The sequence below is a fragment of the Paenibacillus sp. FSL H3-0469 genome, assembly GCF_038051945.1.
In the GTDB taxonomy this organism is placed as follows: domain Bacteria; phylum Bacillota; class Bacilli; order Paenibacillales; family Paenibacillaceae; genus Paenibacillus_AQ.
This window is the reverse complement of the sequence record NZ_CP150302.1, coordinates 2,662,502-2,688,408: the sequence shown is the minus strand read 5'-3', so window position 1 is coordinate 2,688,408 and position 25,907 is coordinate 2,662,502. Positions and strand designations below refer to the sequence as shown.

Annotated in this window: 21 protein-coding genes; 13 read left to right on the top strand and 8 right to left on the bottom strand. The window is 53.9% G+C overall.

The window, feature by feature from the left end:
• The first annotated feature begins 6 nt into the window (after nucleotides 1-6).
• Genes NSS83_RS11650 through NSS83_RS11640 form a run of 3 tightly spaced genes read left to right on the top strand, consistent with a single transcriptional unit; the run spans nucleotide 7 to nucleotide 3,110 of the window.
• Complete coding sequence (locus tag NSS83_RS11650) at nucleotides 7-1,413, top strand: MBOAT family O-acyltransferase (RefSeq protein WP_341184351.1); 1,407 nt, start codon at nucleotides 7-9, stop codon at nucleotides 1,411-1,413.
• Nucleotides 1,414-1,450: 37 nt separating this feature from the next.
• Nucleotides 1,451-2,599 (top strand): DHHW family protein, encoded by a 1,149-nt coding sequence (locus NSS83_RS11645; RefSeq protein WP_341184352.1) that lies wholly within the window; start codon nucleotides 1,451-1,453, stop codon nucleotides 2,597-2,599.
• Nucleotides 2,600-2,621: 22 nt separating this feature from the next.
• Nucleotides 2,622-3,110, top strand: coding sequence for a DUF4358 domain-containing protein (locus NSS83_RS11640; RefSeq protein WP_341184353.1), 489 nt, complete (start codon nucleotides 2,622-2,624; stop codon nucleotides 3,108-3,110).
• 85 nt (nucleotides 3,111-3,195) lie between these two features.
• On the opposite strand, the gene NSS83_RS11635 is transcribed toward NSS83_RS11640, so the two are convergent.
• Nucleotides 3,196-4,197 carry a VanZ family protein gene (locus NSS83_RS11635; protein WP_341184354.1) on the bottom strand — a complete coding sequence of 334 codons (1,002 nt, stop codon included), beginning with the start codon at nucleotides 4,195-4,197 and terminating at the stop codon, nucleotides 3,196-3,198.
• A gap of 235 nt (nucleotides 4,198-4,432) precedes the next feature.
• Here NSS83_RS11635 and NSS83_RS11630 point away from each other — a divergent pair, with 235 nt between their 5' ends.
• A complete protein-coding gene (locus NSS83_RS11630; protein WP_341348290.1) occupies nucleotides 4,433-4,840 on the top strand; it encodes a hypothetical protein in 408 nt (135 codons plus the stop codon).
• 131 nt (nucleotides 4,841-4,971) lie between these two features.
• On the opposite strand, the gene NSS83_RS11625 is transcribed toward NSS83_RS11630, so the two are convergent.
• On the bottom strand, nucleotides 4,972-5,394 hold the full coding sequence (locus tag NSS83_RS11625; protein WP_341184356.1) for a DUF3221 domain-containing protein: 423 nt from the start codon (nucleotides 5,392-5,394) through the stop codon (nucleotides 4,972-4,974).
• 578 nt (nucleotides 5,395-5,972) lie between these two features.
• A complete protein-coding gene (locus NSS83_RS11620) occupies nucleotides 5,973-6,353 on the bottom strand; it encodes a hypothetical protein (protein WP_341184357.1) in 381 nt (126 codons plus the stop codon).
• A gap of 295 nt (nucleotides 6,354-6,648) precedes the next feature.
• Between NSS83_RS11620 and NSS83_RS11615 the strand changes: the two genes are divergently transcribed.
• Genes NSS83_RS11615 through NSS83_RS11605 form a run of 3 tightly spaced genes read left to right on the top strand, consistent with a single transcriptional unit; the run spans nucleotide 6,649 to nucleotide 8,577 of the window.
• A complete protein-coding gene (locus tag NSS83_RS11615; RefSeq protein ID WP_340827527.1) occupies nucleotides 6,649-6,846 on the top strand; it encodes a hypothetical protein in 198 nt (65 codons plus the stop codon).
• The gene (locus NSS83_RS11610; RefSeq protein WP_341184358.1) at nucleotides 6,839-8,098 is read left to right on the top strand and encodes a DNA polymerase IV; all 1,260 of its coding nucleotides are present in this window, start codon (nucleotides 6,839-6,841) and stop codon (nucleotides 8,096-8,098) included. Before NSS83_RS11615 ends, NSS83_RS11610 begins: the two co-directional genes overlap by 8 nt.
• A complete protein-coding gene (locus NSS83_RS11605) occupies nucleotides 8,095-8,577 on the top strand; it encodes a hypothetical protein (protein WP_341184359.1) in 483 nt (160 codons plus the stop codon). Before NSS83_RS11610 ends, NSS83_RS11605 begins: the two co-directional genes overlap by 4 nt.
• Here the strand turns inward: NSS83_RS11605 and NSS83_RS11600 are convergent.
• The 3 genes from NSS83_RS11600 to NSS83_RS11590 form a co-directional block, all read right to left on the bottom strand.
• Complete coding sequence (locus NSS83_RS11600) at nucleotides 8,556-8,987, bottom strand: GNAT family N-acetyltransferase (protein WP_341184360.1); 432 nt, start codon at nucleotides 8,985-8,987, stop codon at nucleotides 8,556-8,558. The two genes, NSS83_RS11605 and NSS83_RS11600, sit on opposite strands and share 22 nt — an antisense overlap.
• Before the next feature lie 147 nt (nucleotides 8,988-9,134).
• Nucleotides 9,135-10,949 (bottom strand): alpha-glycosidase, encoded by a 1,815-nt coding sequence (locus tag NSS83_RS11595; RefSeq protein ID WP_341348289.1) that lies wholly within the window; start codon nucleotides 10,947-10,949, stop codon nucleotides 9,135-9,137.
• Nucleotides 10,950-11,061: 112 nt separating this feature from the next.
• Nucleotides 11,062-11,760, bottom strand: a complete 699-nt coding sequence (locus NSS83_RS11590) for an SOS response-associated peptidase (RefSeq protein WP_341348288.1) — start codon at nucleotides 11,758-11,760, stop codon at nucleotides 11,062-11,064.
• Between the two features lie 102 nt (nucleotides 11,761-11,862).
• Here NSS83_RS11590 and NSS83_RS11585 point away from each other — a divergent pair, with 102 nt between their 5' ends.
• The 6 genes from NSS83_RS11585 (at nucleotide 11,863) to NSS83_RS11560 (ending at nucleotide 22,534) form a co-directional block, all read left to right on the top strand.
• A complete protein-coding gene (locus NSS83_RS11585; RefSeq protein ID WP_341348287.1) occupies nucleotides 11,863-12,333 on the top strand; it encodes a DUF523 domain-containing protein in 471 nt (156 codons plus the stop codon).
• A 131-nt stretch (nucleotides 12,334-12,464) separates the two neighbouring features.
• Entirely contained in the window at nucleotides 12,465-13,616 is a 1,152-nt protein-coding gene (locus NSS83_RS11580) for a cysteine desulfurase family protein (RefSeq protein WP_341348286.1), read from the top strand.
• An 88-nt stretch (nucleotides 13,617-13,704) separates the two neighbouring features.
• On the top strand, nucleotides 13,705-14,226 hold the full coding sequence (locus NSS83_RS11575) for a PRC-barrel domain-containing protein (RefSeq protein WP_341026451.1): 522 nt from the start codon (nucleotides 13,705-13,707) through the stop codon (nucleotides 14,224-14,226).
• A gap of 14 nt (nucleotides 14,227-14,240) precedes the next feature.
• Complete coding sequence (locus tag NSS83_RS11570) at nucleotides 14,241-14,450, top strand: hypothetical protein (protein WP_036690502.1); 210 nt, start codon at nucleotides 14,241-14,243, stop codon at nucleotides 14,448-14,450.
• Nucleotides 14,451-14,798: 348 nt separating this feature from the next.
• Nucleotides 14,799-19,355, top strand: a complete 4,557-nt coding sequence (locus NSS83_RS11565) for a carbohydrate binding domain-containing protein (RefSeq protein ID WP_341348285.1) — start codon at nucleotides 14,799-14,801, stop codon at nucleotides 19,353-19,355.
• Nucleotides 19,356-19,564: 209 nt separating this feature from the next.
• Nucleotides 19,565-22,534 (top strand): hypothetical protein, encoded by a 2,970-nt coding sequence (locus NSS83_RS11560; RefSeq protein ID WP_341348284.1) that lies wholly within the window; start codon nucleotides 19,565-19,567, stop codon nucleotides 22,532-22,534.
• A gap of 9 nt (nucleotides 22,535-22,543) precedes the next feature.
• Here NSS83_RS11560 and NSS83_RS11555 read toward each other — a convergent pair whose 3' ends face one another.
• Together NSS83_RS11555 and NSS83_RS11550 are read right to left on the bottom strand one after the other, a co-directional pair.
• Nucleotides 22,544-24,151 (bottom strand): response regulator, encoded by a 1,608-nt coding sequence (locus tag NSS83_RS11555; protein ID WP_341348283.1) that lies wholly within the window; start codon nucleotides 24,149-24,151, stop codon nucleotides 22,544-22,546.
• Nucleotides 24,129-25,877: a sensor histidine kinase gene (locus tag NSS83_RS11550; protein ID WP_341348282.1), complete on the bottom strand. Its 1,749-nt coding sequence runs from the start codon at nucleotides 25,875-25,877 to the stop codon at nucleotides 24,129-24,131. Before NSS83_RS11550 ends, NSS83_RS11555 begins: the two co-directional genes overlap by 23 nt.
• Nucleotides 25,878-25,907 lie beyond the last annotated feature (30 nt).

Sequence of the window (25,907 nt, the reverse complement as noted above, 5' to 3'; positions counted from 1 at the left end):
CGGGGATTGGTCTTTAGCAGCCTTATATTTCTATTCCTCTTTCTGCCGGTCACCATGCTGATCTACTATCTCTCGCCTATGAGGATTAGAAATGCTGTTCTGCTCGGCGCAAGTCTGATCTTCTATGCATGGGGGGAGCCCATCTACATCTTCCTCATGATCTTCTCGACGGTATTCGATTATGTGAACGGAATCCTGATCGATAGATACAGGCATCGTAAAGTAATTGCACGGGGAGTTTTGATTCTGTCCATGATTGGCAGCCTGGGGATTCTTGGATTTTTTAAATACGCAGGTTTCGTGCTCGATAATATCAACTCGTTGTTCGACCTGCACTTGCAGGCAGCAGATCTTCCGCTTCCGGTGGGCATATCGTTCTACACGTTCCAGACGATGTCTTACATCATCGATGTTTACCGCAGGAAGATGCCTGTTCAGAAGAATCTGATCTCCTTCGGCGCCTACGTGACGATGTTTCCGCAGCTTGTAGCGGGACCGATCGTTAAATACGGAGACATTGCGGGGCAGCTCGTTAACCGCAAAGTGACGTTGGAGCGTTTTGGCGAAGGGGCGGAATTGTTTATCAGAGGGCTCGCCAAAAAAGTACTGCTTGCCAACAATATCGGTTTGCTGTGGGCAAGCAGTAAAGCGGTGCCTGCGGCGGAGCTGTCGGTTCTGTCCGCTTGGCTCGGCATTATCGCCTTTACGTTTCAAATCTATTTCGATTTCAGCGGATATTCGGATATGGCACGCGGTTTAGGTAAGATGATCGGGTTCGAATTTATGGAGAACTTCCACTATCCTTATACCTCCAAGAGTATTACGGAATTTTGGCGGAGGTGGCATATCTCGCTCGGGTCCTGGTTCCGTGAATATATCTACATCCCGCTTGGCGGCAATCGGGTAGGGAAGCTGAAACAGCTGCGAAACTTGGCGGTGGTATGGTTTATAACCGGATTGTGGCATGGAGCGAGCTGGAATTTTATCCTTTGGGGCTTGTATTTCGGTCTCTTTGTCACGCTTGAAAAGCTGATTCTCTTGAAACAGCTTCAGCGCTTGCCTGTCTTTGTAAGCCATGTCTACACCCTGATGATCGTGATCATCGGCTGGGTATTTTTCGAATTTGAACATTTGCCTGCAGCCCTGACCTTCATTGGAACGATGTTTGGCGCCGGGACACATGGATTCGCGGACAACCGGGCGCTCTACGATCTGTCGGCGAATGCTCTGCTGCTGCTGTTCTTGGCGGTTTGTGCCACGCCGTTTCCAAGCAAAGCACTGACCCGGTTCAGAACCAGATTTGCCCGGTTCGGCACGTTTGCCGCGCTTGCCATCTGCTTCATCTTCATCGTGGCCTCAACAGCATACCTGGTCAATGCAACGTACAATCCATTTTTATACTTTCGTTTTTGAAAATAAAAGCCGTTTCCACTTGGGGAGGTGATTATCTTTGAAGAAATACGACCAAGTCTATTACCGCGCACTCGCCATTGTACTGCTTATGTTTACTGGAGCGGTATTGGTTGTCAACGTTTTGACCCCGGCAAAGGTATTTTCCGAATCAGAGAATCGGATGCTGCAGCAGTTCCCGAACTTCTCGCTTCAAGCCTTAGGCTCAGGCAAGTTTGCTTCAGAATTTGAAGCGTATCTAGCGGATCAGTTTATAGAGAGAGACTTTTGGATTGGACTGAAATCCGGGGCAGACCAGGGGGTGGGGAGGAAGGAGAGCAATGGAGTTTACATCGGCAAGGATGGATACTTGATTCAAAAATTTTCGCCTCCCGAACATGGAGACTTGGAGGACAAGCTGAAAGCCCTTCAAGCCTTTGATCAGGCTACTCCTGGTCTGCGCAAATATATGATGCTGGTGCCGACCGCAGCTTCCATACTTAAGGATAAACTGCCGCCTTATGCTTCCGGGGGTGACGAGAGGGTCTATTGGGACAAGATAAAAGCTTCTGATCCCGGGGACATTCGATGGATCAATGTTTTCCCCGTGCTGGAGGCGAACAAGGAGCAGCCGGTCTATTACAAAACAGATCACCACTGGACGACCAAAGGTGCTTTTCTAGCCTATCGGGAGCTGGGCGCACCCATGAGCTTTACACCCAAGAACGAAGAGGAGTTCAACATCCGCCAAGTCACCGGTCAGTTTTATGGTTCTCTGTATTCGAAGAGCGGGGTTCGGCACATCCAGCCGGATTCTATTGAGCTGTACTATCCCAAGGTACCGGAGATTCTTTCCGTAGATTATGTTGACGAACAGCAAAGTGCAGATTCGATGTACGTTATGGGCAACCTCGCCAAGAAGGATAAATACACTGTTTTTTTCAATGGGAATCATGGCTTGATCCGCATAACAACCGGCCATACGGAAGGGCGAAGGCTGCTTATTGTTAAAGATTCATATGCAAACAGCCTGATCCCTTTTTTAACATCGCATTTCAGCGAAATTGATGTGGTAGACCTCCGATATTATGATGGCGATCTGCTGAAGCTTATGAAAGAACGGCAAATCCGCGACATGCTGATTTTGTATAATATGACTACATTTTCTGAGGATCCATCCATTAAAGCATTAGCAGATGCTGTGGAATAATGCACAAAGGGGTTGAGTAACGATGTTTCCGGGAAAGAAAATGAAATACCTGGTTGTCCTGGCTGCCGTCATGAGCTTATGCGGCATTCTGATCGGATGCTCCAGTAAGAAGGAAGGCGCCAAAGACGTTCCTGTCCATACCATTGAGGAACGCATCCAGCAAGCGGCCTCTATGGAAGCTATGGACAAAGGGGATATGAACAGGCTTAAGAAGCTCTATCATCTCGATGCAGAGGTAGTTCAGGATTTTGTGCTGTATACGGCAGAATCGAACGTGGAAGCGAATGAACTGGCCGTGATTAGAGTCAAGCAAGAGGATCAAGCGGAAAGCGTTAAGGAGAACATCATGGAAAGAATTGAGGCTCAAAAAGTCAAGCTGAAAGACTACCGCCCCGAGCAATTTTACCTCGTCGAAAAGCATATATTAAAGGTCAAAGGCCGCTATATTTTGTTCACAGTCTCCAAGGAGGCGGAGCAAATCGAAAGTGCATTTAGCGAAGCCCTAAAATAATCTCGTACACACAATTATGATCAGTGGTGGGCTCCTTTTGTCCGTCCGGTGTTCATCTGGACGGGCAAAGGAGGACCTATTTATTTTATTTCCCGCCCAGCAGCCGGTGAAGCTGTGCTGCCAGCTTTTGGCCGGCATTGGCCTCTGTGAGCGTAAGGTCCCACAATACCGCATGGGTGCGCGGGTCGGGAGCATCGGTTTTGACTGTAAGGGTCAGCTCTTGTGTGCCTTCAACTGAAACCTGAAAAGACAGCGGCTGATTCTCGCCCGTTGCGATATTCACATCGAGGGAGCAGAGCTCTTCTCCGTCGGCGCTGATTATGACGCTGCTGGTACCGCTGCCCTTAGCTGGTATAGCATCGTCAGGGACGCCGAAATTCCCGGCTAACTCCTTGTACTGTCCATCCAGGCGCAGGGAGAACTCATGGATTCCCGGATGATCAGGGCTATAGAGATTGACAGCCGGTTCAATCTGCTCCTGTGCCATAGTGAAACTATGGAGTCCTTGTTCCCACCGCACTTCACCGTGCTCAATGGGCAACTGGTCCAGCGCTCTGATCTCACCGCGGCCATGATCCAGATAATAGTTGATACCGCTCACGGCGGAGTAGACGATTAACGTCAAGACAGCGCCTGATGACAGGAGCTTGAGCATACCTTTTGTGGTTGTAAGGTCGCGGCGGATCAGCCGCTGGGCACCGTAGCCGACAACCGCGCCCAGCGTATTAATAACGATATCGTTAATATCGAACGAACCCAAATGTGTTACCATCTGAATCAGCTCAATTCCTGTAATGGCTGCTAAGAAGACCAAGAGGAACGGCAGGAAGCGGCAGCGGATCAGCAGCGGAACCACTAGGCCGAACGGGACGAAGGCCAGATAGTTGCCCAGATTGAAGACCCACAGATTCGAATAACCCCCGCCCGGAAAATGCAACGGAATGCCGTCAAAAGCCAAGCGATACCTGAGGTCCGTCTCGGGCAGAGCCGATGAGCGGTTGAAGCCGACAAACAAGAAAAATAAGGTGAGGACCGTGTAGAGACCTAAGCTGATCCAGGCGGCGGTCCTCGTCTTGCCTTGAAACATGATGTGTGACCTCTCTTTATCGGTTATGGTAGTGTCCCTTGCAGGGGGCAACATAGGAAGTATATGCTATCCTCGTTGGTCCAAGCAAGGCGGGGGTAACAGTGCAGTCCTCAGTAACCGAGTTACTTCTATCATCACACCTTAATGTGTTAATCGTACTTGCCATTCATCCAATCTGGAATTGTCTTCCATACATAATCTATTACTAGATTACAGGAAGGGAGGTGGCTTGATCGTGGCACAAGTTATTGATGTAGGACGGAGTACAGCATCTACAGGCACTCAGACCTTGTCCATTCCAATTCTCTCGCCGGGTCAAAATCAAATATTGGCGGAGTTTGGAATAGCTACCGTTATAAACGGGGATGTTGTGCTGAATGCAACCATTGGCTTTCAGACTACGCTTGGCATCCCGAATGTAGTTTTTACGTTATACCGGGATGGCCAGCCGATTTTTAATGTAGGAGCAAGCGGACTCGCTCTACTCGCAATACAGCCGGTTACGATCTCTTATTTGGATTTAAATGTTCCAGGCGGTTATCATGCCTATTCTTTGGGGGCAGCCAATAACAGCACCAATATTCTGCTCAATACGGCCAGCATTACCGGGCCCGTGACCTTTTCAGGCGTTTCCACTGGGTAAAAGAGCAAACAACCCGTCAGCCTTAATTGGCCGGCGGGATTTTTTTATACTAGATCGATCCATTCATTCATCAGGTTCTATTGTATTTCATACAGTAGAATGTTGTGTTTCCGGTGAAAAATGACCTTTTTTCAATATTCAATTGTACAAAATGCAGTTACTATTATTCCAGCGCCTAGAGTATCCGGATGACTGCTGTGGAACGAGGCGCTGGCTGGTGATTTTACAATTTTGTTGGCTGTAACTTGTGCCGGAAATGAATCATCACTTGCTTGATAGAACACTTCAATCTCTTCACCCTTTTTATATTTAGAAGGTGAAACTTCATTTACCCAAATGGCTTGAGAGTACATATTAGTTTCTAGAACTTCCTTATAACTCTTACTCAAGTCTTCTTCTTTTAATTGAGCAATGACTAGAATCCTTTTATTGTCTACATCTACTGAGTGTACAGTTCCCTTAAATACAGTGTCACCCTTACCGCAGGCAGTAACTAATAACAAGAAAATAAAAATAAGAGCCCTTTTAGAGATAGTACTGGTTTTTAGTAGCATGGCCCTGCTCCTTTGAAGGATTAAGACATTAGTTTAACCGTGGTTTCACGGATTAAGCACTGAATATGGTGCCCAGATTATTCTAGCGCCAGATCCATCTATAAGTACAAAAGTCTATGCCGGATCTTCTCATGAGGGTTGGGTTGGCTATAAAGTGAAGACAAGCGATGCCTCCCCGCTGATTGCATTCTCCCGAAATTATGATGGAACAGGCGGAGTCTGGTTTAAAACAAACTAATATTATTCTTACCGAGCCCTGCTGAAACTAAGCGGGGCTCTTTCTTGTGTAGATACTGAACTTTACAGTTGCATTCTTCCAGAGTTTTGACTTTAAATGTATATCCTTTTTTGGGTATCAGTACCAGACATTCAAGTAGCTGATTGTATTTCCTGCAATAGAATACGCAAAGATCCCCATAAAATTAGATTCTATTGTATTTCATACAGTAGAATGTTGTGTTTCGGGTGAAAAAGGGACTTTTTTCAGCATTCCATTGTACGGAATACAATAGATCGTATTTCAAAGCCTTTTTTTCAGTATTCCATTGTATAAAATGCAGTTGCTATCGTTCCAGCGCCTACAGCATCCGGTTGACTGCTGCGGGTATCAACATCCCCGTAGTGTCCCGGTACCCCATGCCAGCCAGCAGATCATTACCGTTCAGCTCATGCACGTTCTTCGCAGATGTATCCAGCTCCATACCTAGTACATACTGCAACACTTCGGCAACATACTTGGGCTGGTTTAGATTGAGAGCATAGTATTGCCCCTCTTTGATGACCCGTAATCCTTCATTTAGAGGACTTCCGGCAGTAATGGTGTCTACAGTGGTAAACTTAACAATCCATTTGGTCTTTCTGTCCTCTGTGATCAGCGTCAGCTTTGAACGGCAATGCACATCTCTGACCGTTTGATAACTCCACCAGTAAGTGTGTCCGCCAACGGCGATTTTTCTCATTATGCTTGAACCTCTTCCTTGTACAAATATCGGTTGATACAGTTATAATCTCCGCTAGCTTTAATATGAATTTTACCGCCTTTTGGGTTTAAGTTCCAGCTAAGAAACACGGTGAATCCCCTGTTTATTCCAGCGTTTCTTACCCTTTAATTTCCCTTCCCGGTTCTAATTATCCCCTCAGCTGCATATACTGTTTCAATACAAGAACACCTGTTCTATTTTACCATTGCTTAAAAAACTTAATGCTGGTTATAATACAAACAGATGTTCTTACTGTACCCGGAGGCGATTAATCATGAAGATGAGCATCGGCCAAACTATAGAAATGATATATCTGGACAAGGCAGGCCGGATTACGCAGCGGAAAATTGAGGTGCGCGGGATGCGGGACGGCCGGATTCGGGCTACCTGTCTGAGCACCGGCCAGCCCCGTGTATTCCTGACGGCCAATATTCTGTCGTGGCGCCCGGTACGGGGGCAACGGTATGCCTAGAGAGCGGATAATTCTGCTCTCCGACTGCCAGTCCTTCTATGCCAGCGTCGAGAAGGCGGCCCATCCCGAATATGCGGATCAGCCTGTGGCGGTCGGCGATCCCACGCGGATGAACGGGATTGTGCTGGCGGCCTGCCCGCTGGCCAAATCCCGCGGGGTGACCACCGCCTCGCGCGTGGGGGAAGCCCTGACGAAATGCCCGGAGCTCGTAGTCATCCGGCCGCGGATGGGAACCTACATTAAGGTCTCCCTCCTGATCTCCGAGATCTACCAAGTATATACCGATCTGGTGGAGGCGTTCAGCATCGACGAGCAGTTCCTGGATGTGACCGGCTCCTTGCGCGCGTTCGGAGGAGATCTGGCGGAGCTGATTCACTCCATCCAGCAGCACGTTCTGTTATCTACCGGAGTGTGGACCCGGGTGGGCATCGGGCCGTCCAAAATCCTCGCCAAAATGGCCAACAACTTCGCCAAGAAGAAGCCCGGCGGAACGTTCCGGCTGGATTACGATAATCTGGACACTGAGCTGTGGCCGCGTCCGGTACACGAAATGTTTATGGTAGCCGGGCGGATGACTAAGAACTTTTACCGTATGGGGATTACAACGATTGGAGATATTGCCCGGATGGAGCTGGGGGAGTTCAAGCAACGGATGCGCAGGACTATGGGCAAGCAGAGCGATATCCAGGCGGAATATTATTGGCAGACCGCACGCGGCATCGATCCCAGCCCGGTGGTGACCGGGATACGCCACCAGATGAAGTCTGTCGGCCACGGGAAGGCGCTGCGCTGGAATCTGTATACCCGGCTGGAGGAGATTGAGGTGGTGCTGCTGGAGCTGGTGATTGAGGTCTGCCAGCGGGCGCGGAAATACCGGTACATGGGCTCGGTGGTGTCTGTTGCGGTAGTCGAGACGGACGGCAATACCTCCAATTCCTACAGCCGTCAGACGACACTGCCGGAGCCGTCCGCGCTGACCCATGAGGTGGCGGCAGCAGCGTACCGCTTATTCGTGGACCATTGGACGGGGATGCCGCTAAGCCGTCTGGCGATCACCATCTCCGAATTAACGGATGACCGCGTGATGCAGCTGACCCTGTTCGATGACCGTATACGAACTCTGGGCAAGGAACAGGCGATTGACCAGATCAAGACCCGGTATGGCAGCCAGGCCTTGATCCGCGCCTCTTCATTGCTGGAATCGGCGGTTGCTCTGGAGCGGGCTGAGCAGATCGGGGGACATTACAAATGAGCAAGCTGGATGGCAACGAACGCTGGAAATCCAAGATGCTTATGACAGAGCATGTTCAGCAGTATGAACAGAAGCAGGGGGGAGAGGTACGAAGAATGATTACGGTCGAGGAACGGACGATGGTGCGTGACCTCATCCTGCTCCCTTACCTGGACACCATGGTCAGCAAAAGCCTGCGCGAAATTGAGCTGTCCGGCAGCATCCTCCAGCGGGCCTCTATGATTGCCGGCCAGGCGATTCAGCAGCGCATTATGGATGATACCCACCGGCTGCAGAAGGAGCTGAAGCAACGCAATATCCGGGTAGTGCCCGATGAGCAGGAGGAGTTCCTGGTGTATTACAAAATCTTTTGCCGGGGCTATCAGGAACGCTTCGGACTCACCCGGGATGTGATGCGCACGGAGATCAGCCTGCGGCTGACCCGGTATACGGCAGAGCTTCGGGAATTGCTGCGGAATCAGCAGGGGGCCACGTCATGACCAGGCTCCAGCGCTTTGGTGAAGAAAATCTCCAGCGGCTCATTGTCCGGCAGCAGGCAGCCCGAGTCGCGGTAGCAGAGTTTCCGGTAAAAATGCTGGGCCTCTTCATTGGCCATGGAGGAGGTCATGACCTGCTTGTGGCCCATGGCCTGCATCGCCTGCTCCCAGTGCAGCACCGCCTGTCTGCCGAAGCCGGCACCCCGGTAAGGCTCATCAATCCACAGCAGATTCATAAAAGGGATCTGATCCCAGAAATAGCCGTAACGCAGCCAGCCAATGTCCAGCCCGCCCTCGCTCAGAATGTAAATCTCCTGCTGGTTTATTTTCGGGAGAAGAAGTGAGTTCAGGACATGAGGGTCACGGCTTGCGAGGTAATCATAATCGGCTTCGGTTGCGGTTCTAATGTTCATGCGGCGGCTCTCCTGTCATTGTATAGGGTGTGAAGAACGATTGTTATTTACAAAAGTATATCACCTCCGGCAGCCCGGTTCGGTGTAACAAACGGCTATAAACAAACAAGCCCCGGGAAGGGGCTTGTCTTTGTCTAAATATAGTTCTCAGGCTTCGCCGCCAGCTTGTCCGCTATACAAAATCCGGTATTCCAGCGGTTCCAGCGTCATACGGATTTTCTCCCCCTCCTGCTCTACAGGCTCGCCGTTCAAGGCATCCTGCCAAGCTCCGCCGCCCAGTGATTGCGTAAGCGTCAGCGGTTCGGTAGAGTTGTTCATCCAGACCGTGAAGCGGGTGTGCTCATTCCAGCGTTCATACACCAGACCCGGGCTGGCCGGATCACTCAGCAGGAAGCAGAACTGGCCGGTGCGCAGCACCTCGTGCTGTTTGCGCAGGGCAATGAGGCTCTGATAAAAGCGCAGCAGCTCCCGGTCCTGCCGGTCCTCTTCCCAGATCATGCATTTGCGGCAATCCGGGTCATCCCCGCCGGTAATTCCGATCTCATCTCCATAGAAAATACACGGCGTACCGGTGAACGTGAAGAGGAAGGCGATGGCCAGCTTCAGCCGCTGCTTGTCTCCGCCCAGCCGGGTGAGTACTCTCGGGGTATCATGGCTCGCCAGGAGATTGAACAGCACTTCATTCGCCTGCCGGGGATACCGCATAAGCAGCCCGTAGATCTGCGCGGCGAAGGTGTCCGCATCCATGCCGTTGTCCGCGCCGAAGAACTTCAGCAGCCGGTCAGAGAAGGGATAGTTCATCACCGAATCGAACTGATCGCCCTGCAGCCAGCTGAGAGAGTCGCTCCAGACCTCGCCGATGATGAACGCTTCCGGGTTGATCTCCTTGACCGCCTTGCGGAAATCCCGCCAGAACACATGGTCTACCTCATTAGCGACATCCAGCCGCCAGCCGTCGATGTGGACCTCCTTGAGCCAGAACTTGGTAATATCCAGCAGATAATCTCTGGCTTCCGGGTTGGCAGTGTTGAGCTTGGGCATTCCGCTGAAGAAGCCGAAGGTATCATAGTTGGCCTTGCCGTCCACCACCTGGACAGGATAATCATGGATATGGAACCAGCCTGCATATTTGGAGTCCGCTCCATGCTCCAGCACATCCTTGAACGGTGCGAACCCGGAGCTGGTATGATTGAAGACGGCATCGAGGACCACCTTAAGTCCTTTGGAATGGGCCAGGTCCACCAGTTGCTTGAGCTTATCGAGATCTCCAAAGTTTGCATCGACTGTTGCGTAGTCAACGGTGTCATATTTATGATTGCTGGGAGCCTGGAAAATGGGGGTCAGATACAGCGCCGTTACGCCAAGCTCTACAATATAATCCAGATGATCAATCATCCCCTGCAGGTCACCGCCAAAATAGCTGTCGTAGGCAGGCGGTGCCCCCCATTCGAGTGTCCCTTCAGGGTCATTCGCCGGATCACCGTTAGCGAACCGGTCCGGCATGATCTGATAGAAGACCGCAGATTTTGCCCATTCTGGAACCTTCAGCAGGTCGGCCTCGTGAAGATAAGGCATTTCGTAATAGCCTCCGGCAGGCGCAGGCAGCCCGTCTGTAAAGAAGCCGGATTCCAGCATCCATACCGTCTCCTGACCGGTTTCCAGCCGGAAGCCGTAGGAGAAACGCTTGAACTCGGGGAAGACCTCTGCTTCCCAATAATCGAAGAAGCTGTCAGTAGCCACCTTGCGCATGCTCAGCTCCTGATGATGCTGCTCCCAGTCGTATTTGTCGCCGGTCAGTGCGAATACCCGGTCTACATTGTTTTTTTTGCTGCGGATTCTTAAGTGGAAGGTATCCTTGTTATAAGCATACGCCCATCGTCCCTGCGTTGAATGATAGATACATTCCAGCTCGATGGAGGAGGCGGATGATGGTTGGGACACTGCTTGTCTGCTGAGAGCCATATGAAATTCCTCCTGGGATACATATTGTAGATGGATATTATGAGGTATAAGCCTTAGTTAATACCCTGGGACCAGAGGTTTCAAACAGCAGATATTACTTCCAGGGCCGTAGTCAAAATAGGGTCCCCTGCACCGGCTCCGGCCCGGCTCTGCGGATCAGCTCCGGGTAGTCACTCCTGACATCGCCCACGGCTGCGGAGACGGGATAGGCCAGCATTTGCTCCGCATCGTAAGGCCGCAGCAGCTTCATCAGGGCGGGAATATTCCGGTTGCTGCGCTCCAGCCACTGCGCCTCCCCGTCCGCATCCAGAATGACCGGCATCCGGTCATGGATGTCTTTCATGAGACGGTTCGGGGTAGTGGTGATGATCGTGCAGGTGGAGATTCTGCCGCCGTCAGGGCCGGTCCAGATATCATACAGTGCAGCCATGGAGAACAGCTTCCCGTCCCGCATCGTGATCCGCAGCGGCTGCTTGCCGCCTTCCTGGACCTTCCAGTCATAGAAGCCGTCTGCGGGAATCACACAGCGGCGGGAGGCCACCAGTCCTTTGAAAGAAGCCTTCTCCAGCAGAGTCTCACTGCGGGCATTGATTAGCTTGGCAGCGTTCTTGTCCTCCTTGGACCAGGAAGGGAGCAGTCCCCAGCGAAGTTCTCCGAGCTTATTCTGTGTGCCGTCATGAATAACAGCGGCAATAGGCTGCATCGGAGCCGCGTTATACCTCGGTGCATATTGGATGAGCGGGTGCTCCCGGATGAAATACTTGGTGATCAGCTCCTCCAGCGTTACCGTGATCGTGTATCTTCCGCACATGTTGTCTATGCCTCCCTGGATCGTTAATGGTTTACAGACCGAACAGCTTGTCTTAGCATTATATAAGATGAGACTGAGGATTGCGAAGGGGGACGGCTGGCAATGATTATCGTAAGCTCCTGCCTGGCAGGAATGAAGGTCAGATATAATGGAACTGATTGTCTGGAGCAGGGCATCCGGCAGTTGCTGGACAGCCGGCAGGCGGTTGCTGTATGTCCCGAGCTGCTGGGCGGTTTCTCTACCCCGAGAGAACCGGCAGAGATTATAGGCGGCAGCGGCACAGATGTGCTGGAGGGGCAGGCCCGGGTGGTGGATAGAACCGGGAGGGATGTAACCGCAATGTACATAGAGGGCGCGTATGCCGCACTAGAGCAGGTACGGAGCTTAGCAGCCACGCTTGTTGTCCTTAAGGAGAATAGCCCTTCCTGCGGCAGCTCCATGATCTATAACGGAGAATTTGCGGGCATGAAAATCCCCGGAGAAGGGGTGACCACAGCTCTCCTGCGGCTGCATGGTATTGAAGTGATCTCCGAGGAGCAGCTCGCGGCGCGGTTGCCGGGAATAGAGGGCTGATCCGGGGCACGGGCCATGGACAAATGTTACAATATTGTGTTTATTAACAGGTGGTAATACAGGCAGTTCAGCAGTATAATCTAGTAGTCCTGTAAGAAAATCCTGAATTTCAAGAAGCGGAGAATTTCGTTATGAAACCCATCTATTTGGACCACGCCGCCTCAACACCGGTTCATCCGGAGGTGGCAGCGGTTATGTATCATATGCTGTTGAACGAGTACGGCAATGCGTCCAGTGTGCACCAGTTCGGACGGTCTGCCAAGAGAATTATAAATGGGGCGCGCGATAGAATCGCGGGCTTTTTGGGCTGTTCCCCTGAGGAGTGGGTCTTCACAAGCGGCGGCACAGAGAGTGATAATCTCGCGCTGTTCGGCGCAGCCTATGCTTCTGCTTCTAAGGGTAGACATATCATTACTACAGCGGTTGAGCATCATGCAGTGCTGCATACCTGCGCGGAGCTGGAAGGACAGGGCTTCGAGGTCACCTATCTTCCTGTGGATTCTACCGGCCGTGTCTCTCTGGAGGATGTGGAATCGGCTATGCGCGAGGATACAGTACTGATTAGCATAATGTATGTGAATAATGAAGTGGGAACTGTACAGCCTATAGAAGAGATTGGCAGATTGGCGGCGGAACGGGGTGTGCTTGTGCATGTAGATGCTGTACAAGCTCTGGGAACACTGCCCTTGGTGCTCCGTGACCTGCCGGTCGACTATATGAGCTTTTCGGCCCACAAGATCGGAGGTCCGCAGGGGATTGGAGGCTTGTACGTCCGGCGGGGGGCGCCGCTTACGCCAAGACAGCATGGCGGACTTCAGGAGCGCGGCCGGCGGGCGGGCACGGAGAGTCTGGCTCATACCGCCGGGTTCGCCAGAGCCGTTGAGCTGGTTGTGCAAGGGCTGCCGGAGCATCAAGAGCAGGCTCTGGAGCTACGCAGCACGCTGCTGGAGGAGCTGGACAAGCAGGTTGGAGCAGAGAGATATGTGGTCAACGGAAATGAACAGCATACGGTGCCTGGAATTCTGAATATCAGCTTTCCCGGAGCCGGGACAGATGTGCTGCTGATGAACCTGGACATGGAGCGGATAGCGGCAGCCAGCGGTTCGGCCTGTACATCAGGATCTCTGGAAATCTCGCATGTCCTCCGGGCCATGAAGCTTCCGGAAGAACTTTTGAACTCTGCGATTCGCTTTAGCACAGGTTTGGGTAATACTAATGAAGAAATGCAGGTTGTTGCCCAGAAAGTTGGAACCATTTTGAGCCGGCTGCGTACTAGAGACTAGGCGTCCGTGCATTCTGGCAGCCGTTTAAGAGGTACTCCGGCCCATGGGAACCCGTATGCAATACTAAGGTGAGGGGACTTGGGATACCATGAAGCTGCAAGATATGATTGGCCTCACTGTGTATGAAGTTGAAGAGGGTACTGAAGTCGGTGAAATAATCGATATCGGACTGGATTCAAACTGGAATATTACGGGTATTGAACTGGAGAGCAAATCTTTTTTCTCTAGTCATGTGAAAGTTGTGGCATGGGATAATATTGCCGCTTATGGCGAAGATGCTGTCATGATCCGCAATAAAGAGTCGATTATTAAGGTCGACGCTGACCATATATCCTACACTTTCCTCTTGGGAAAGAACAAATTGAAGGACAGGCAGGTGCTTACAGCATCCGGAACGGTGCTTGGGCGGATATCGGATGTTTATTTTGACCAAAAGTTGGGAAACACAATAGTAGCGCTGGAAATCAGTGACGGGCTGGTAACTGATTTGATCGAAGGCCGAAAATGGCTGCCTTGTTCTGGAGAGATGACTATCGGAGAGGATTCTGTACTGGTTCCCGCGATGAGTGAAGAACGGCTCCAAAACGCCATTAATATTGTTAACGGATAGGTGGAATGTATTATATGAAGTGTCCAAACTGCAACTCCAAGGATATCGGCAAGATCGGCTCCCACCAGTTCTATTGCTGGGGCTGTTTCATCGAACTAACGGTCAACGGCGAGAAAATGTCGGTGTATCAGGTTGAAGAGGATGGCACGCTCAGCTCGCTTGACGATCTGTTCTCGGGAGAAGAGGTTGCACAGGATTTCCCGCAAATCCACGCCTCCTCCTGACCGTTGCCTTACTCGTAATGTGACGACAGTTACATAGTTCCGCTATGCCCAAACACCCGGGTTGCTTGTTTAAGCTGCCCGGGTGTTTGGGCTTTTTTTGAATTAAGGCTTCCTTCTGAAAAAAGAACATATTAGGCAGGCGAACGGGCGTGCGTGCCGGCTGTAATCGAAAAACCGGTTACATTGGACTCGCGCGAGCGGCGTTTACAGGGAGCTCCGGACAAAGTTGTATCTTTGTTATACGGGCTAAGGAATTGGTATGTCGTCTCCGGGATACGGACCCTATACTGAAATCGACTGGCGCGAGACCAGAATTCAACAAGGTTCTACACGAGGGGGAATGTTCAGATGTACCGCAAAGGAATATCCAAGCTTCTGATTGCCGGATTGCTGCTGTCAGGAATTCAGCTTCCGGGAACTACAGGAATAGTGCAGGCAGATAGCGGACAAGACGCAGACAGGCTGTCTGCAAGTACAGGACAGGCAGAAGCAGCCCCGGCGGCAGGGTTCGCCGATATGAAGCAGCACTGGGCGTCGGCCGCAGTGAACAGGCTGTCAGCCGCAGGAATTCTGCAGGGGGACGAGGCAGGACAATTCAGACCGGGACAAGCGGTCTCACGGGCAGAGATGGCCGCCATTATCAGCCGCGTGTTCCGTTACGCAGATTCAGGCAGCACTGTATTCAGTGATGTAAGCGCTTCTTCCTGGTATGGCAAGGATGTAAGCCGCGTGAATGCCGCAGGTGTTATTCAAGGCTACGCGGACGGCCGGTTCCAGCCGGGAGCGGCTGTTACCCGCCAGGAAGCTGTAACCATGCTGAGCCGGGCGTTCACGCTGGAGGCGGGCTCCCCGGGTACGCTGGCTGCCCAGTCTGATGCGGCAGCGGTCAGCGGCTATGCCCGGGAAGCCGTGAGTGCGATGCTGGACGCCGGTTACCTGCGCGGCGATGCGGGCGGCAAGCTGAATCCGCAGGCGCAGATGACCCGGGCCGAGCTGGCCGAGCTGCTGAGCCGGATGGTCGGGTGGATCAGCTCCGGCGAGGGAAGCCAGAAGCTTGGAGCGGTGTCCGGCAATGTGATTGTCAACCGGGCGAATGTGCAGCTTGATGGCGGAACCGTCAGCGGCAATCTCTACGTCACAGCCGGGGCAGGAGAAGGGGAAGTTGCCTTCTCAGACATCAAGGTGCAGGGAACGGCACATATCTCAGGAGGAGGCGACCATTCCGTGGTATTCCGCCAATCCATTCTGGGACAGATCAAGCTGAACAAGCTTACCGCCCTGGTACGAATGGTACTGGAGGATGGCAGCACTGCAGCCCGGATCGAATTGCTTAAGCCGGCGAAGGTGGAGATCGGAGCAGGCTCGCGTGCAGAGACTGTGGTCATCGGCGCAGATGCTGCCGGATCAGAGATCGTGAGCCGGGGGCAGATCGGCCGGCTTGAGAACCAGGCAGACCGTGCTCTGCTGAACGGCCAGGCGCTCAAGACTGGCGAGACGCTTCGCGACTTGTCCGGAACGGGAGCTACAGCGCAGGCAAGTGCGAAGGCTACCGCTACCTCTGCCCCAGTCCAAGCGGGCGGCGGAAATGCAGGCGGTGACACACCAGCGCCAACTTCCACACCTTCACCTGCGGCGCCGGTGCCGACAGCAACGCCTGCTGTCACACCAACTCCAACGCCGGCTCCGACTCCGCCAACCCAGAACAATCCATGGGAGCTCGTCTGGAATGACGAATTCGACGGCCAGACCATTGATGAGGGCAAATGGAATGTACAGGATACCGGCACGGTGTACAATAACGAGCTGGAATATTATCACCCGGACAACGCCTCGCTTACGACAGAGAGCGGGCAGAGCGTACTGGAGCTGGAAGCCCGGAAGCAGGCTTACGGCGGGAAGAATTATACTTCAGCTAAGCTGACCTCCAAGATGAAGGGCGACTGGACCTACGGCAAATTCACCGTGCGGGCCAAGCTGCCGGTTCAGCAGGGGATGTGGCCAGCCATCTGGATGATGCCAACCGATGATGAGACGCAGTATGGACCTTGGCCGGGAAGCGGCGAGATGGACATTATGGAATTGACAGGACCGGTTGCCGGCAAGGCAGAGGCGGATCTCTATCCAAGAACGGTCCATGGCTCGATTCACTACGACATTCCGCATGCGTCCCAGACCAAAACCTATGTACTGCCGGAAGGCCAGACCTTCGCAGATGATTATCACGACTTCACGCTGGAATGGCTTCCGGGCCTGATCCGGTATTATGTGGACGGTAAAATGTATTTTGAGACGAGCGACTGGGGCACGAAGGCCGAAGGGCAGCCGGATTACTATACGTACCCTGCTCCGTTTGACCGGCCGTTCTATATGATTCTGAATCTGGCCGTGGGCGGCGACTGGCCGGGCGATCCGAAGGCCGACTTCAAGTCGGATAAAATGTATGTAGACTACGTACGGGTCTACAAATACAAGGACCTGGATCAATGGCCGGATGTAACAGGGAAGCGGCCGGTCGATCCGGGACTGTCGACCCCGCAGCGTCCTGTTCTGGCAGACGGAAATCAGATCTACAACGGGGACTTCAAGGGTACTGTAGCAGCCCAGGGTCAGCCGGAATATTGGGAATTAATTGAGAATGAAGGCGGAAGCGGAACCGTCTCCGTCATTGAGGATCAGGATAAGGGCAAGGCGGTGAAGGTTGCTGTGCATGAGGCCGGAACCCAGAACTACTCTATTCAGCTTGCGCAGAAGCCGCTGCTGCTGGAGAGGGACAAAGCCTACAAGGTAACCTTCGAGGCCAAAGCGGACGCAGCCCGGCCGCTGATGAGCAAGCTGACCGAATTCGGCGGCGGATGGACGGCGTATTCCGGGGAGCGCAATTTCCAGCTTACACCGGACTGGCAGCCGTATGAGTACAGCTTTACGATGACGAAGGCTTCGGATAATAATGCCCGCTTTGAGTTCAACCTGGGTCTTAACAACATCTCCGCCTACTTCGCGAATGTAAGAGTGGTAGAGACCGAAGCGCCGCCGGTGGTACGCACCCCGCTTGCTGACGGCAACCTGATCTATAACGGAGGCTTCGATCTGGGAGAAGCACGGCTTGGATATTGGAGCTTTGCCGTTAAGCAGGGCTCGGAAGCAGCAGCGAAGGCCAGTGTAACCAATACACTTGCTCTGCCGATGATGAAGCGGGAGTTCCGGGCGGACGTGCAGAAGGCCGGAGGATCGCCGGAGGATGTGACGCTGACCCAGGCAGGAATTCCTGTGTCCGCAGCAGCCGTCTACCAGCTTGCCTTCGATGCGAGATCGGCCGAGGCGCAGCCGCTTGGCATTAAGCTGGCGGGCAGCGGTGGTCAGACGGTCTATCCTGACGGAACCATCTTCACTCTGACACCGGAGTGGAAGAGCTATACAGCAGAAATTGAGCTGTCCGGCGGGTCCGGCACGGAAGCTGCGTTATCGTTCCTTCTGGGCGCGGCTGCGGGACAGACCGAGATTGACAATGTGCGTCTGGTACGGATGACCGATCCGCCAGTGCTCCATAACTACCTGCATCTGCGGGGAGACCAGTTCTGGAGAGCCTCAGGAACCGGCCTGATTCCGAGCGGCGAAGGCGGCAAGGATATCACGGATATGGAGAACGGCGACTATGTGGAATACAAGGTGGTACTGCCTCAGGCAGGAAGCATTGTTCCAGTAACCCGCGTATCCAGTGTGCGCGCCGATTCGGAGCTTACGCTGTCAGTACTGGATGGCGGCAAGCAGAATGTAGTGACGGAATCTGTCTACAGCACGGCAGTTGGCGATACCGGAGGCCTTCAGTCCTACCGGGCGATCATTGGAGCCCCGCTTACGCTGCCTGCGGGAAGCTATTACATCCGTCTTGGCGGCAGCGGCTACAATCTGGCCTGGCTGGATCTGTCCCGCGAGCTGGTGGTGAACGGCAGCTTCAAGGACGATTCCACCGACAACTGGACGCTGTTCAAGAAGGACTGGGAACCGGATGATCCCGGGAAGAGCACTGTAATGAAGGCTGTGTATGGGGAACTGCAGGTTAGCCTCGGTGGAACTGGAACGGAGGCTTGGCATGCACAGGTGAAGCAAGCGGGCATCCCGGTAGAGCAGGGCAAGAAATATCTGCTGCGCTTCGATGGGGATGCTTCGTTGGCCCGGGATATTAGAGCGCTGGTTCAGCGTGACGGGACTGAGGATGGCAACTGGACTCCTTATCTGGAACAGGAGCTTAGACTCAGCCAAGACGGCGGACACTATGAATATCTGTTCACTGCCCCGGCAACCGATCACGCTGCGGTGCTTCAGTTTAGTCTCGGCAAGATCACCGAAGAGCTCGGAGCGCACACGGTCAATCTGAGCAATATCTCCTTGCTTCAGGTAAGCCCGGTGCTGGACGGTGAGGCTTACGGGGAGAATCTGATTCCAAACGGCGATTTCTCGGCGCCGCTTAAGGGCTGGAGCAGTTACTCCTCCGACAACGGGGAGTTAGCCATTGACAATGTGGATGGCGCGCTGCAGATCAAGGTGGGCTCCACCGGAACGAACACCTGGGACCGGCAGGTCTTTTATGAGGGAGTCGCTTATAACGAAGGCAATCATTATACACTTACCTTCAAGGCCAAGGCCTCGGCTGAACGCAAAATGAATATCAGCATCGGCTGGCTGGATGTAGCGGACAATTACAACTGGCACGGGTATACGAGCAAGATTGTTGATCTGAACAGTGAATATCAGGAATATACCGTAGAATTCGATGTTGCCGGAGGCAGCACCTCCATCGGCCGCATTTCCTTCGAGCTGGGAGATATCAAGGATGGCGGCACCGGGCATCTGACGGTGGACGTGGATGATATTGTGCTCACGAATAACGGAACAGCAGCACCTTAAGCACCTTGAACATGCTTTGGATTTTGTTATTCAGGCTTACGATTTGGTATTTAGACTGGACGCAGACACTTCTATAATTATTACATGGAGGACGGGCAACCGTTCTCCATGCTTGCTTCAGAACTTCCCCCAATTCTTCAGCCCGATGCGAATACATAACAGGGAATGAGTATCGTCCAACAGAAAACAGGAAAAGAGGAGAATCATTCATGATGCTGAAATTCAATACCGCAAGAGCGGCGGCTGCTTCGCCTGAGGATATTCTAAGACAGGCATTCGCAGACCGGATAGACGCAAAAGGCCGGCTAAGCGCCGTCTTCACGGATTCCCAGTGCACCGGAGCTGTTGGTGTAGCGGGCCTTCCGCTCCGGCTGCCTGCCATTCAGGAGCTGCTGAAGCTCCCGGAAGTGGCAGCGCTGCTGCCGAAGGCGGCTGGCACATCCGCGCTGTTCACCGTGAATGATACAGGTACGGCACTATCCCTGCATATCCGCCATGCGGGAAGACAGGAACAGGCAATAGCTATACCGGAGGCGGCTGCAGGCGCGGCACTGGTGCAGCTTCAGGCTGCGCCGGGCTGGGCTGGTGCCCTTAACGCTGAAGGCGAGCATGTCATTGACCTGCGCTCCCCCGTTCCGGGTCCGCACTTCGCGGTCAATCTGCTGCTGGGCAACCGCCTGGAGTTCCCTCATCCGCTCCAGACTACACCGAAGAGCGTGGTAGACCGCCTTGGCGGCGGCAGCTTCCGTTCCCATGCGGCTACCCAGGTGCTGGCGACCCGTTGGGATATGCGTCAGGAGGAGAACGGCTTCCCGGCCAACCGTCAATTCTATCTGTTCGAGGACGGGAAGCAGATCTTCTATTCCGCTGATCCGGGCGGAGAAGGCATTGAATCGGCGGTCTGCCGCCATTCACAGAATGTAACCATCATCACGTACCGCCTGTCCGGCGGACTTGAGATTACACGCACGATCTTCATTCTGCCGCATGCTGAGGGTCTGCCGCTGGCGACCGAGATGCAGCGGGTTACGATTACGAACCATGGAGAGAGCAGCCGCCAGCTTCGTCTGGTGTATACGGGCATGTTCGGCTCGGCAGCACCGGGCGCTCTGTTCGAGGATGTGCTGTATAGCAATGTTATTATGCAAGGCGGCGTATTGCAGGACGCTGATGGAGCCGTAGCTGCAATTAGCCCTGACTATTACCCGGAAGGCGGGCGCCATGATCTGCGCTTCCACACAATGATTATCCACGGGGAAGACGGACCGGTGCTGCCGCGCGAATATTGCGTCAGCTACAATGAGTTCGTCGGTACCGGCTCGCTCCACCGGCCATCCGACGCGCTGAAGCTGAGCAGCATTCTGCACCGCAAGGGCCCGGGCTTCTTCGCGGTAGCGGGGGAGATTCAGGTTGCTGCCGGAGCCTCGGCAGCGGTTGACCAGCTGACGGGACTTGTCTCCGACAAGAGCGGTGCTACCTGGAGCGATACGGTACTGGAGGAAGAGGTAGGTGCATTGATCGCCCGCTTCACAAGCCGCAGCGCGGCCGAAGAAGCCTTGGCACAATCCCTGAAGTTCGTGCGGAATTACTCCAGGTTCCTGCAGGTATCCTCCGGGGACGCGGATTTCGACCAGTTCGTGAACCGCAACCTGCCTTTTCAGGTGCTCTACCAGAGCTTTGTCTCCCGCTCCTTCTGTCAGACCCAGAAAGGCTACCGGGAGATCGGCTTCCGTGAAATTCAGGATATGTATGCCTCGATGTATTATTTCGTCGGGATGGGCCGGGGCGGCCTCGTCAAGAGCCTGCTGAAAGAATGGACCAGCATGGTATTTGAGCTGGGGTATGCGTATCACAATTTTTTCTGGGTGGGCAAAGAACCTGGCAAATGGTCCGATGATGCACTATGGCTGATCCAGGCTGTCTACCGTTATGTCATGCTGACCGGAGATACGGAGTTCCTGGATGAGTCTTGTCCGGTAGCAGGCACGGATACCGAACGCCCTGTATTCGAGACCCTGAAGGCGATTATTGTCTATTCCGGACAGATCTCGATCGGACGCCATGGCCTGCCGCTGCTCGACTTCGCAGACTGGAACGACTGTCTGAAGCTCGATGACACCTATCTGAACGGCCCGGCCAAGGAAGCACTCTACCGGAAGCAGCTGGAGGCCGGCGGCGTCTTCGGGGATTCGCTGGAGAGTGATTATTCCGAGAGCGTCATGAACGCCTTCCTGCTGAAGGTGGCGGTCGATGAATTGTCCGCCCTGGCCGCCCGCAAAGGCGAGCAGGCGTATGCAGACGAGCTGACGGGCTTCGGAGTCAAGCTGCGCGGACGCATCCAGGAGCATGCCTGGAAGGGCGATTTCTTCGCCCGTGTGCTGTTCAACCGCTATCCGGACGGAGAATATACGTATCTCGGCGCTGCCGGGGACGGGATGTCCTCTGATCCGGCGAAGGACGGCTCGTACTTCCTGAATTCGTTCAGCTGGAGCATTCTGGCCGGCTGTGCGGATGAGGAGCAGATTGCGGTAATGCTGGACACCCTGAAGGCGCATCTGATGACGCCTTATGGCATGAAGCTGGTCTCGCCGGTAGCGCTGGGCCGGGTATCCACGCACACGGCATCGGATGAATACTTCCCGGGTGACCGTGAGAACGGCGGCGTATTCAAGCATGCCTGCATGATGGCTGCTGCGGCAATGTTCAAGGGGGCCAAGGAAGTATCCAGCCCGGATCTGGCTGCCGAGCTCTGCCGCCTGGGCTACTGGCTGCTGGACCGGATTATGCCGTTCAAGACGATGGATGATCCGTTTGCCGTCTGCGGGAATCCGCGCTTTTGTACCCAATACAACAACAGCGAGACTGGTGAGAACATCGGTCCGATGCTTAGCGGCACCTCGACCTGGCTCACCCTCTCGCTGATGGAAGCGCTGGGTATTGAATATACGGAGCAGGGCATAGCACTGAGTCCGGTGCTGCGGGAAGAGCAGACGGAGCTTACCTATACCTTGAAGCTGGGCAGCTCCTCCTACCGGATTCAGGTCCGCAAGCCGGAGGGCTTCCACCGCATGCAGGACGGGGCAGCCCGGCTGACACTGGACGGCCGGGTACTGGAGGACGGCTTGGTACCGGCCGTAGATGACGGCTTCGCCCATGAGGTAGAGCTTATCTTCGCGTAACTGACGGAATTACAGCGCCCGGTCACGGTATTCATGCGGGGTCATCCCCGCATACTCCTTGAAGAGCTTAATGAAATAATGGGCGTTGGAGTACCCGAGCTCCGAGGAAACTTCATAAATTTTGAGCGGCGTATGGATAAGCAGATACGCCGCTTTTTCCATCTTTACCTGACTGATATAGTCGCTGATGCGCTTGCCGGTCTCCAGCTTGTACATTTTGGAGAGATAGACCGGATGCATCTGGACATGGTCAGCGATGGCCTGTAGGGAGACATAGTGAAGATTGCGGTTGATATACTCATGAACCTTGCGGATCAGCACGGTCCGGCTGTTCCGCCGTTCGGAATCCGTATGCTCTCTCAGCAGAAGGATAACCTCCATAGCCCACTCCCGCAGCTTGTCCGGCGTCTGAAAGGGAGCCTGCTCCAGCAGCGGATTGCCGATAATATCGCTCAGCAGCTTGTTATTCTTGTGGGCGAAGTAATAGAAGGCTGTCTCCAGGTGCAGACGGGCTTCCTGGATATGCTCCAGTGACCGCTCGGGACTGTCGAGCAGCTCCATGACGATAGCGTTCAGCTTATCTTCAATGCCCTGCCAGTTGTTCGCTTCGAACATGTGGAACAGCAGCGGAGGCTCATACAGCGGCTGGAGAATCTCCACGGGCTGGGAGCTGCTGTTATCTGTGGTATCGAGATAGATGCCGGTCTCGCTGCCGATATGCTGGCGGATGGCGGAAATGGCTGATTGATAGAGAGTGTAGACCTGATCCGGGAAGTCGCCCCAGCCGGTGGTCACCACGGACAGGCCGCCTCCCATCAGGGTGCTGACATGATTCTGCAGCTGATAGGCAGCCTGAGCCACCTCATTTCCGGGATTGCCGCCGTGTTCAAGATCCTGCCTGGGCTGCAGCAGGAATACGAGATAGTCATGCACATCCTTGCAGGACCAGATCAGGAACCGGTCCTGGAACAGCTCCTGGGCGATATTAATGATCGCATATTCAAACAGCAGCATGCTGTGCATATCCTGGCGCCGGAAGAATTCCTCGGGACGGACCACGGCCAGACAGACCGGCAGCCCGGTCCTGAACGGCAGGTCGAACTGGCCCAGCCGCTCCTGGAGCTGCGGCCCGGGCAGCTTCCGTCCCTGCAGCAGCTCCCCGAGCAGGCGGTCCCGCAGGATCGGCAGATGCTCGCGGAAGGTCTGCATCGTCCGCTGGTGGGAGGACCAGGCCTCCCAGTCACTGCGCAGCTTCTCCTGCAGCTTACCGATGACGGCGATCAGCTGGTCGTTCGCTATCGGCTTAAGCAGATAGGCGCTGGCCTGCTCTTCAATAGCCTTGCGGGCATATTCAAACTCCGCATAGCCGGTCAGCATCACCACCCGGATATGCTTCCAGCGCTTGCGGATGGCGGCAATCAGCTCGGTGCCGGACAGCTCCGGCATATTGATATCTGTGACTACAATATCGATGGGATGACGCTGGAGCAGCTCCAGCGCCTCATACCCGGAATAAGCTTTGTGGACCTGTCCGAAGCCCATCTCCGCCCAGGGAATTGAAATGGACAGATCATCGACCACATAGGGTTCATCGTCAACCAATAGAATTTGGTGCATCAGGTTCCTCTTTCTTCTCCATACGGAGAGTTGTGATTAGACCGCCTTCAGGTGATGGGGCAATTATTAGGCCGGAAGCCTCGCCGTAATGTAATTTGAGACGCTGCTGGACATTCCATAGCCCGCAGCCTCCATCCTCACGCGTGGTTTCGTTGATACGCACCTGAAGTGCTGCAATAGCCTCCTCTGTCATACCGGCACCGTTGTCCTCTACGGTAATGAGAATGGCTTCCCGGGTATGGCGGCCGGTGATCCGGATGGAGCCCGGACCGATTTTTCGCTCAATGCCATGAATGATACTATTCTCTACCAGAGGCTGAATCAGCAGCCGCGGAATATGCAGGTCCAGCAGCCCGCTCTCCATCTCCACCTCGTAGCGTATTCGCTGCTTCCGCAGGTTCTGGATCTTCAGGTAAGTCTCCAGCAGCTTCAGCTCATCCTGAAGAGTGGTGAGGGAATGATCGACCCTGGTAATATAGCGGTAATATTCGCCCAGACTGAGCGCCATGGCCTCGACAGACTCTGTATCTCCTATGGCGGCCTTGCTCTTGATGAAGAACAGGCAGTTGTACAGGAAATGCGGATTGATCTGTGATTGAAGCTGCTTCAGATGGGCATCCTTGGCCCGGAGCTGCTCCAGATAGACCTGCTCGATCAGCGACTGGATTTTCTCGGCCATGTCATTGAATTCCTGATTGAGCAGCGTGAACTCCGGATTGGTCCGCGTATGGATACGGGTAGACCAGCGGCCTTCCTTCATCCGGTTAAGCGAACGAAGCAGAAGGCTCACCGGACGCTGCACCTGACGGTAGAGCTGTAAGGAGAAGAGCAGGCTCATCGCCAGCAGGATGGCCGATCCCGTCAGGAAGGAAGTCCGGCTGCTGCGGATCGGCTCAAGAATCTCCTTCAGCGGTGAATAATGCACGACTTGCCAGTCGATGGCCGAGGAGGGCACCGAGCTGACCAGGAAGCTGCCCTGTGTAAGGTCGAAGATGTCGGAGGTACTCTTCCCGGCCGTGATATTCAGTGCCGCAGTGACTTGCTCCGCCATCTGCCGGTCCGAACTCCGCGAGAGGATCACCCCGAATGACGGATGGTACAAGAAGGTATCGCCCGTGTTCTGCGACTGGTAGGCATCGAACATCCGTTCAATATTGGAGACCGGCAAATACATGGACATCAGCAGCTGCGCCTCGCGCGGCCGGCTTGCTGCCTGGGAGGGGTCCGACAAGAGCAGCCGGAAGCCTGCCTCCGCGCCGGACCTGTCCGCCGAGATATACTCCCAGCCTGCCGGAAGCGGCTTGTGCAGGACAGTGACATCGAAGGACAACGACGAATCCGAGCCTAAGGTCTCCCCGCTGAAGGGCTTGTACAAGACAATCCGGTTCTCCCAGGTACTGGAGCTGGTCTGGAGAGACAGCTTCTCGAGCACCGTCATAATCGTCTGGGCTGGATCAATAAGATGGCCCAGCTGTGTAATCTGCTCATAATCGCGGATGGTGGGATCTCTCTGCAGGGCATACATGCTGCCCGCGAGCTGGTTAATGTTGTTATCCATCTGCTGGGTCAGGAATTCCAGATGATTGAGGTCGGTAGTTTTGATCTGACTGGTAATGACTCCGACATCCTTACGGTAGGACGATCCGTAGAACAAGAGTGTGGCTGCAATCAGGGAGAGCAGGATTGCCACCATTTTAATGAACAGGTTGGGACGCCATGCCACCATAAAGATCATCCTTTTCAAGACATTTGCTGT

Excerpts from the sequence above, each read along its gene's own strand:
- NSS83_RS11640 (WP_341184353.1), top strand. The coding sequence starts at position 2,622 with ATGTTTCCGGGAAAGAAAATGAAATACCTGGTTGTCCTGGCTGCCGTC.
- NSS83_RS11635 (WP_341184354.1), bottom strand. The coding sequence starts at position 4,197 with ATGTTTCAAGGCAAGACGAGGACCGCCGCCTGGATCAGCTTAGGTCTC.
- NSS83_RS11625 (WP_341184356.1), bottom strand. The coding sequence starts at position 5,394 with ATGCTACTAAAAACCAGTACTATCTCTAAAAGGGCTCTTATTTTTATT.
- NSS83_RS11620 (WP_341184357.1), bottom strand. The coding sequence starts at position 6,353 with ATGAGAAAAATCGCCGTTGGCGGACACACTTACTGGTGGAGTTATCAA.
- NSS83_RS11615 (WP_340827527.1), top strand. The coding sequence starts at position 6,649 with ATGAAGATGAGCATCGGCCAAACTATAGAAATGATATATCTGGACAAG.
- NSS83_RS11610 (WP_341184358.1), top strand. The coding sequence starts at position 6,839 with ATGCCTAGAGAGCGGATAATTCTGCTCTCCGACTGCCAGTCCTTCTAT.
- NSS83_RS11605 (WP_341184359.1), top strand. The coding sequence starts at position 8,095 with ATGAGCAAGCTGGATGGCAACGAACGCTGGAAATCCAAGATGCTTATG.
- NSS83_RS11600 (WP_341184360.1), bottom strand. The coding sequence starts at position 8,987 with ATGAACATTAGAACCGCAACCGAAGCCGATTATGATTACCTCGCAAGC.
- NSS83_RS11595 (WP_341348289.1), bottom strand. The coding sequence starts at position 10,949 with ATGGCTCTCAGCAGACAAGCAGTGTCCCAACCATCATCCGCCTCCTCC.
- NSS83_RS11590 (WP_341348288.1), bottom strand. The coding sequence starts at position 11,760 with ATGTGCGGAAGATACACGATCACGGTAACGCTGGAGGAGCTGATCACC.
- NSS83_RS11585 (WP_341348287.1), top strand. The coding sequence starts at position 11,863 with ATGATTATCGTAAGCTCCTGCCTGGCAGGAATGAAGGTCAGATATAAT.
- NSS83_RS11580 (WP_341348286.1), top strand. The coding sequence starts at position 12,465 with ATGAAACCCATCTATTTGGACCACGCCGCCTCAACACCGGTTCATCCG.
- NSS83_RS11575 (WP_341026451.1), top strand. The coding sequence starts at position 13,705 with ATGAAGCTGCAAGATATGATTGGCCTCACTGTGTATGAAGTTGAAGAG.
- NSS83_RS11570 (WP_036690502.1), top strand. The coding sequence starts at position 14,241 with ATGAAGTGTCCAAACTGCAACTCCAAGGATATCGGCAAGATCGGCTCC.
- NSS83_RS11565 (WP_341348285.1), top strand. The coding sequence starts at position 14,799 with ATGTACCGCAAAGGAATATCCAAGCTTCTGATTGCCGGATTGCTGCTG.
- NSS83_RS11560 (WP_341348284.1), top strand. The coding sequence starts at position 19,565 with ATGATGCTGAAATTCAATACCGCAAGAGCGGCGGCTGCTTCGCCTGAG.
- NSS83_RS11555 (WP_341348283.1), bottom strand. The coding sequence starts at position 24,151 with ATGCACCAAATTCTATTGGTTGACGATGAACCCTATGTGGTCGATGAT.
- NSS83_RS11550 (WP_341348282.1), bottom strand. The coding sequence starts at position 25,877 with ATGGTGGCATGGCGTCCCAACCTGTTCATTAAAATGGTGGCAATCCTG.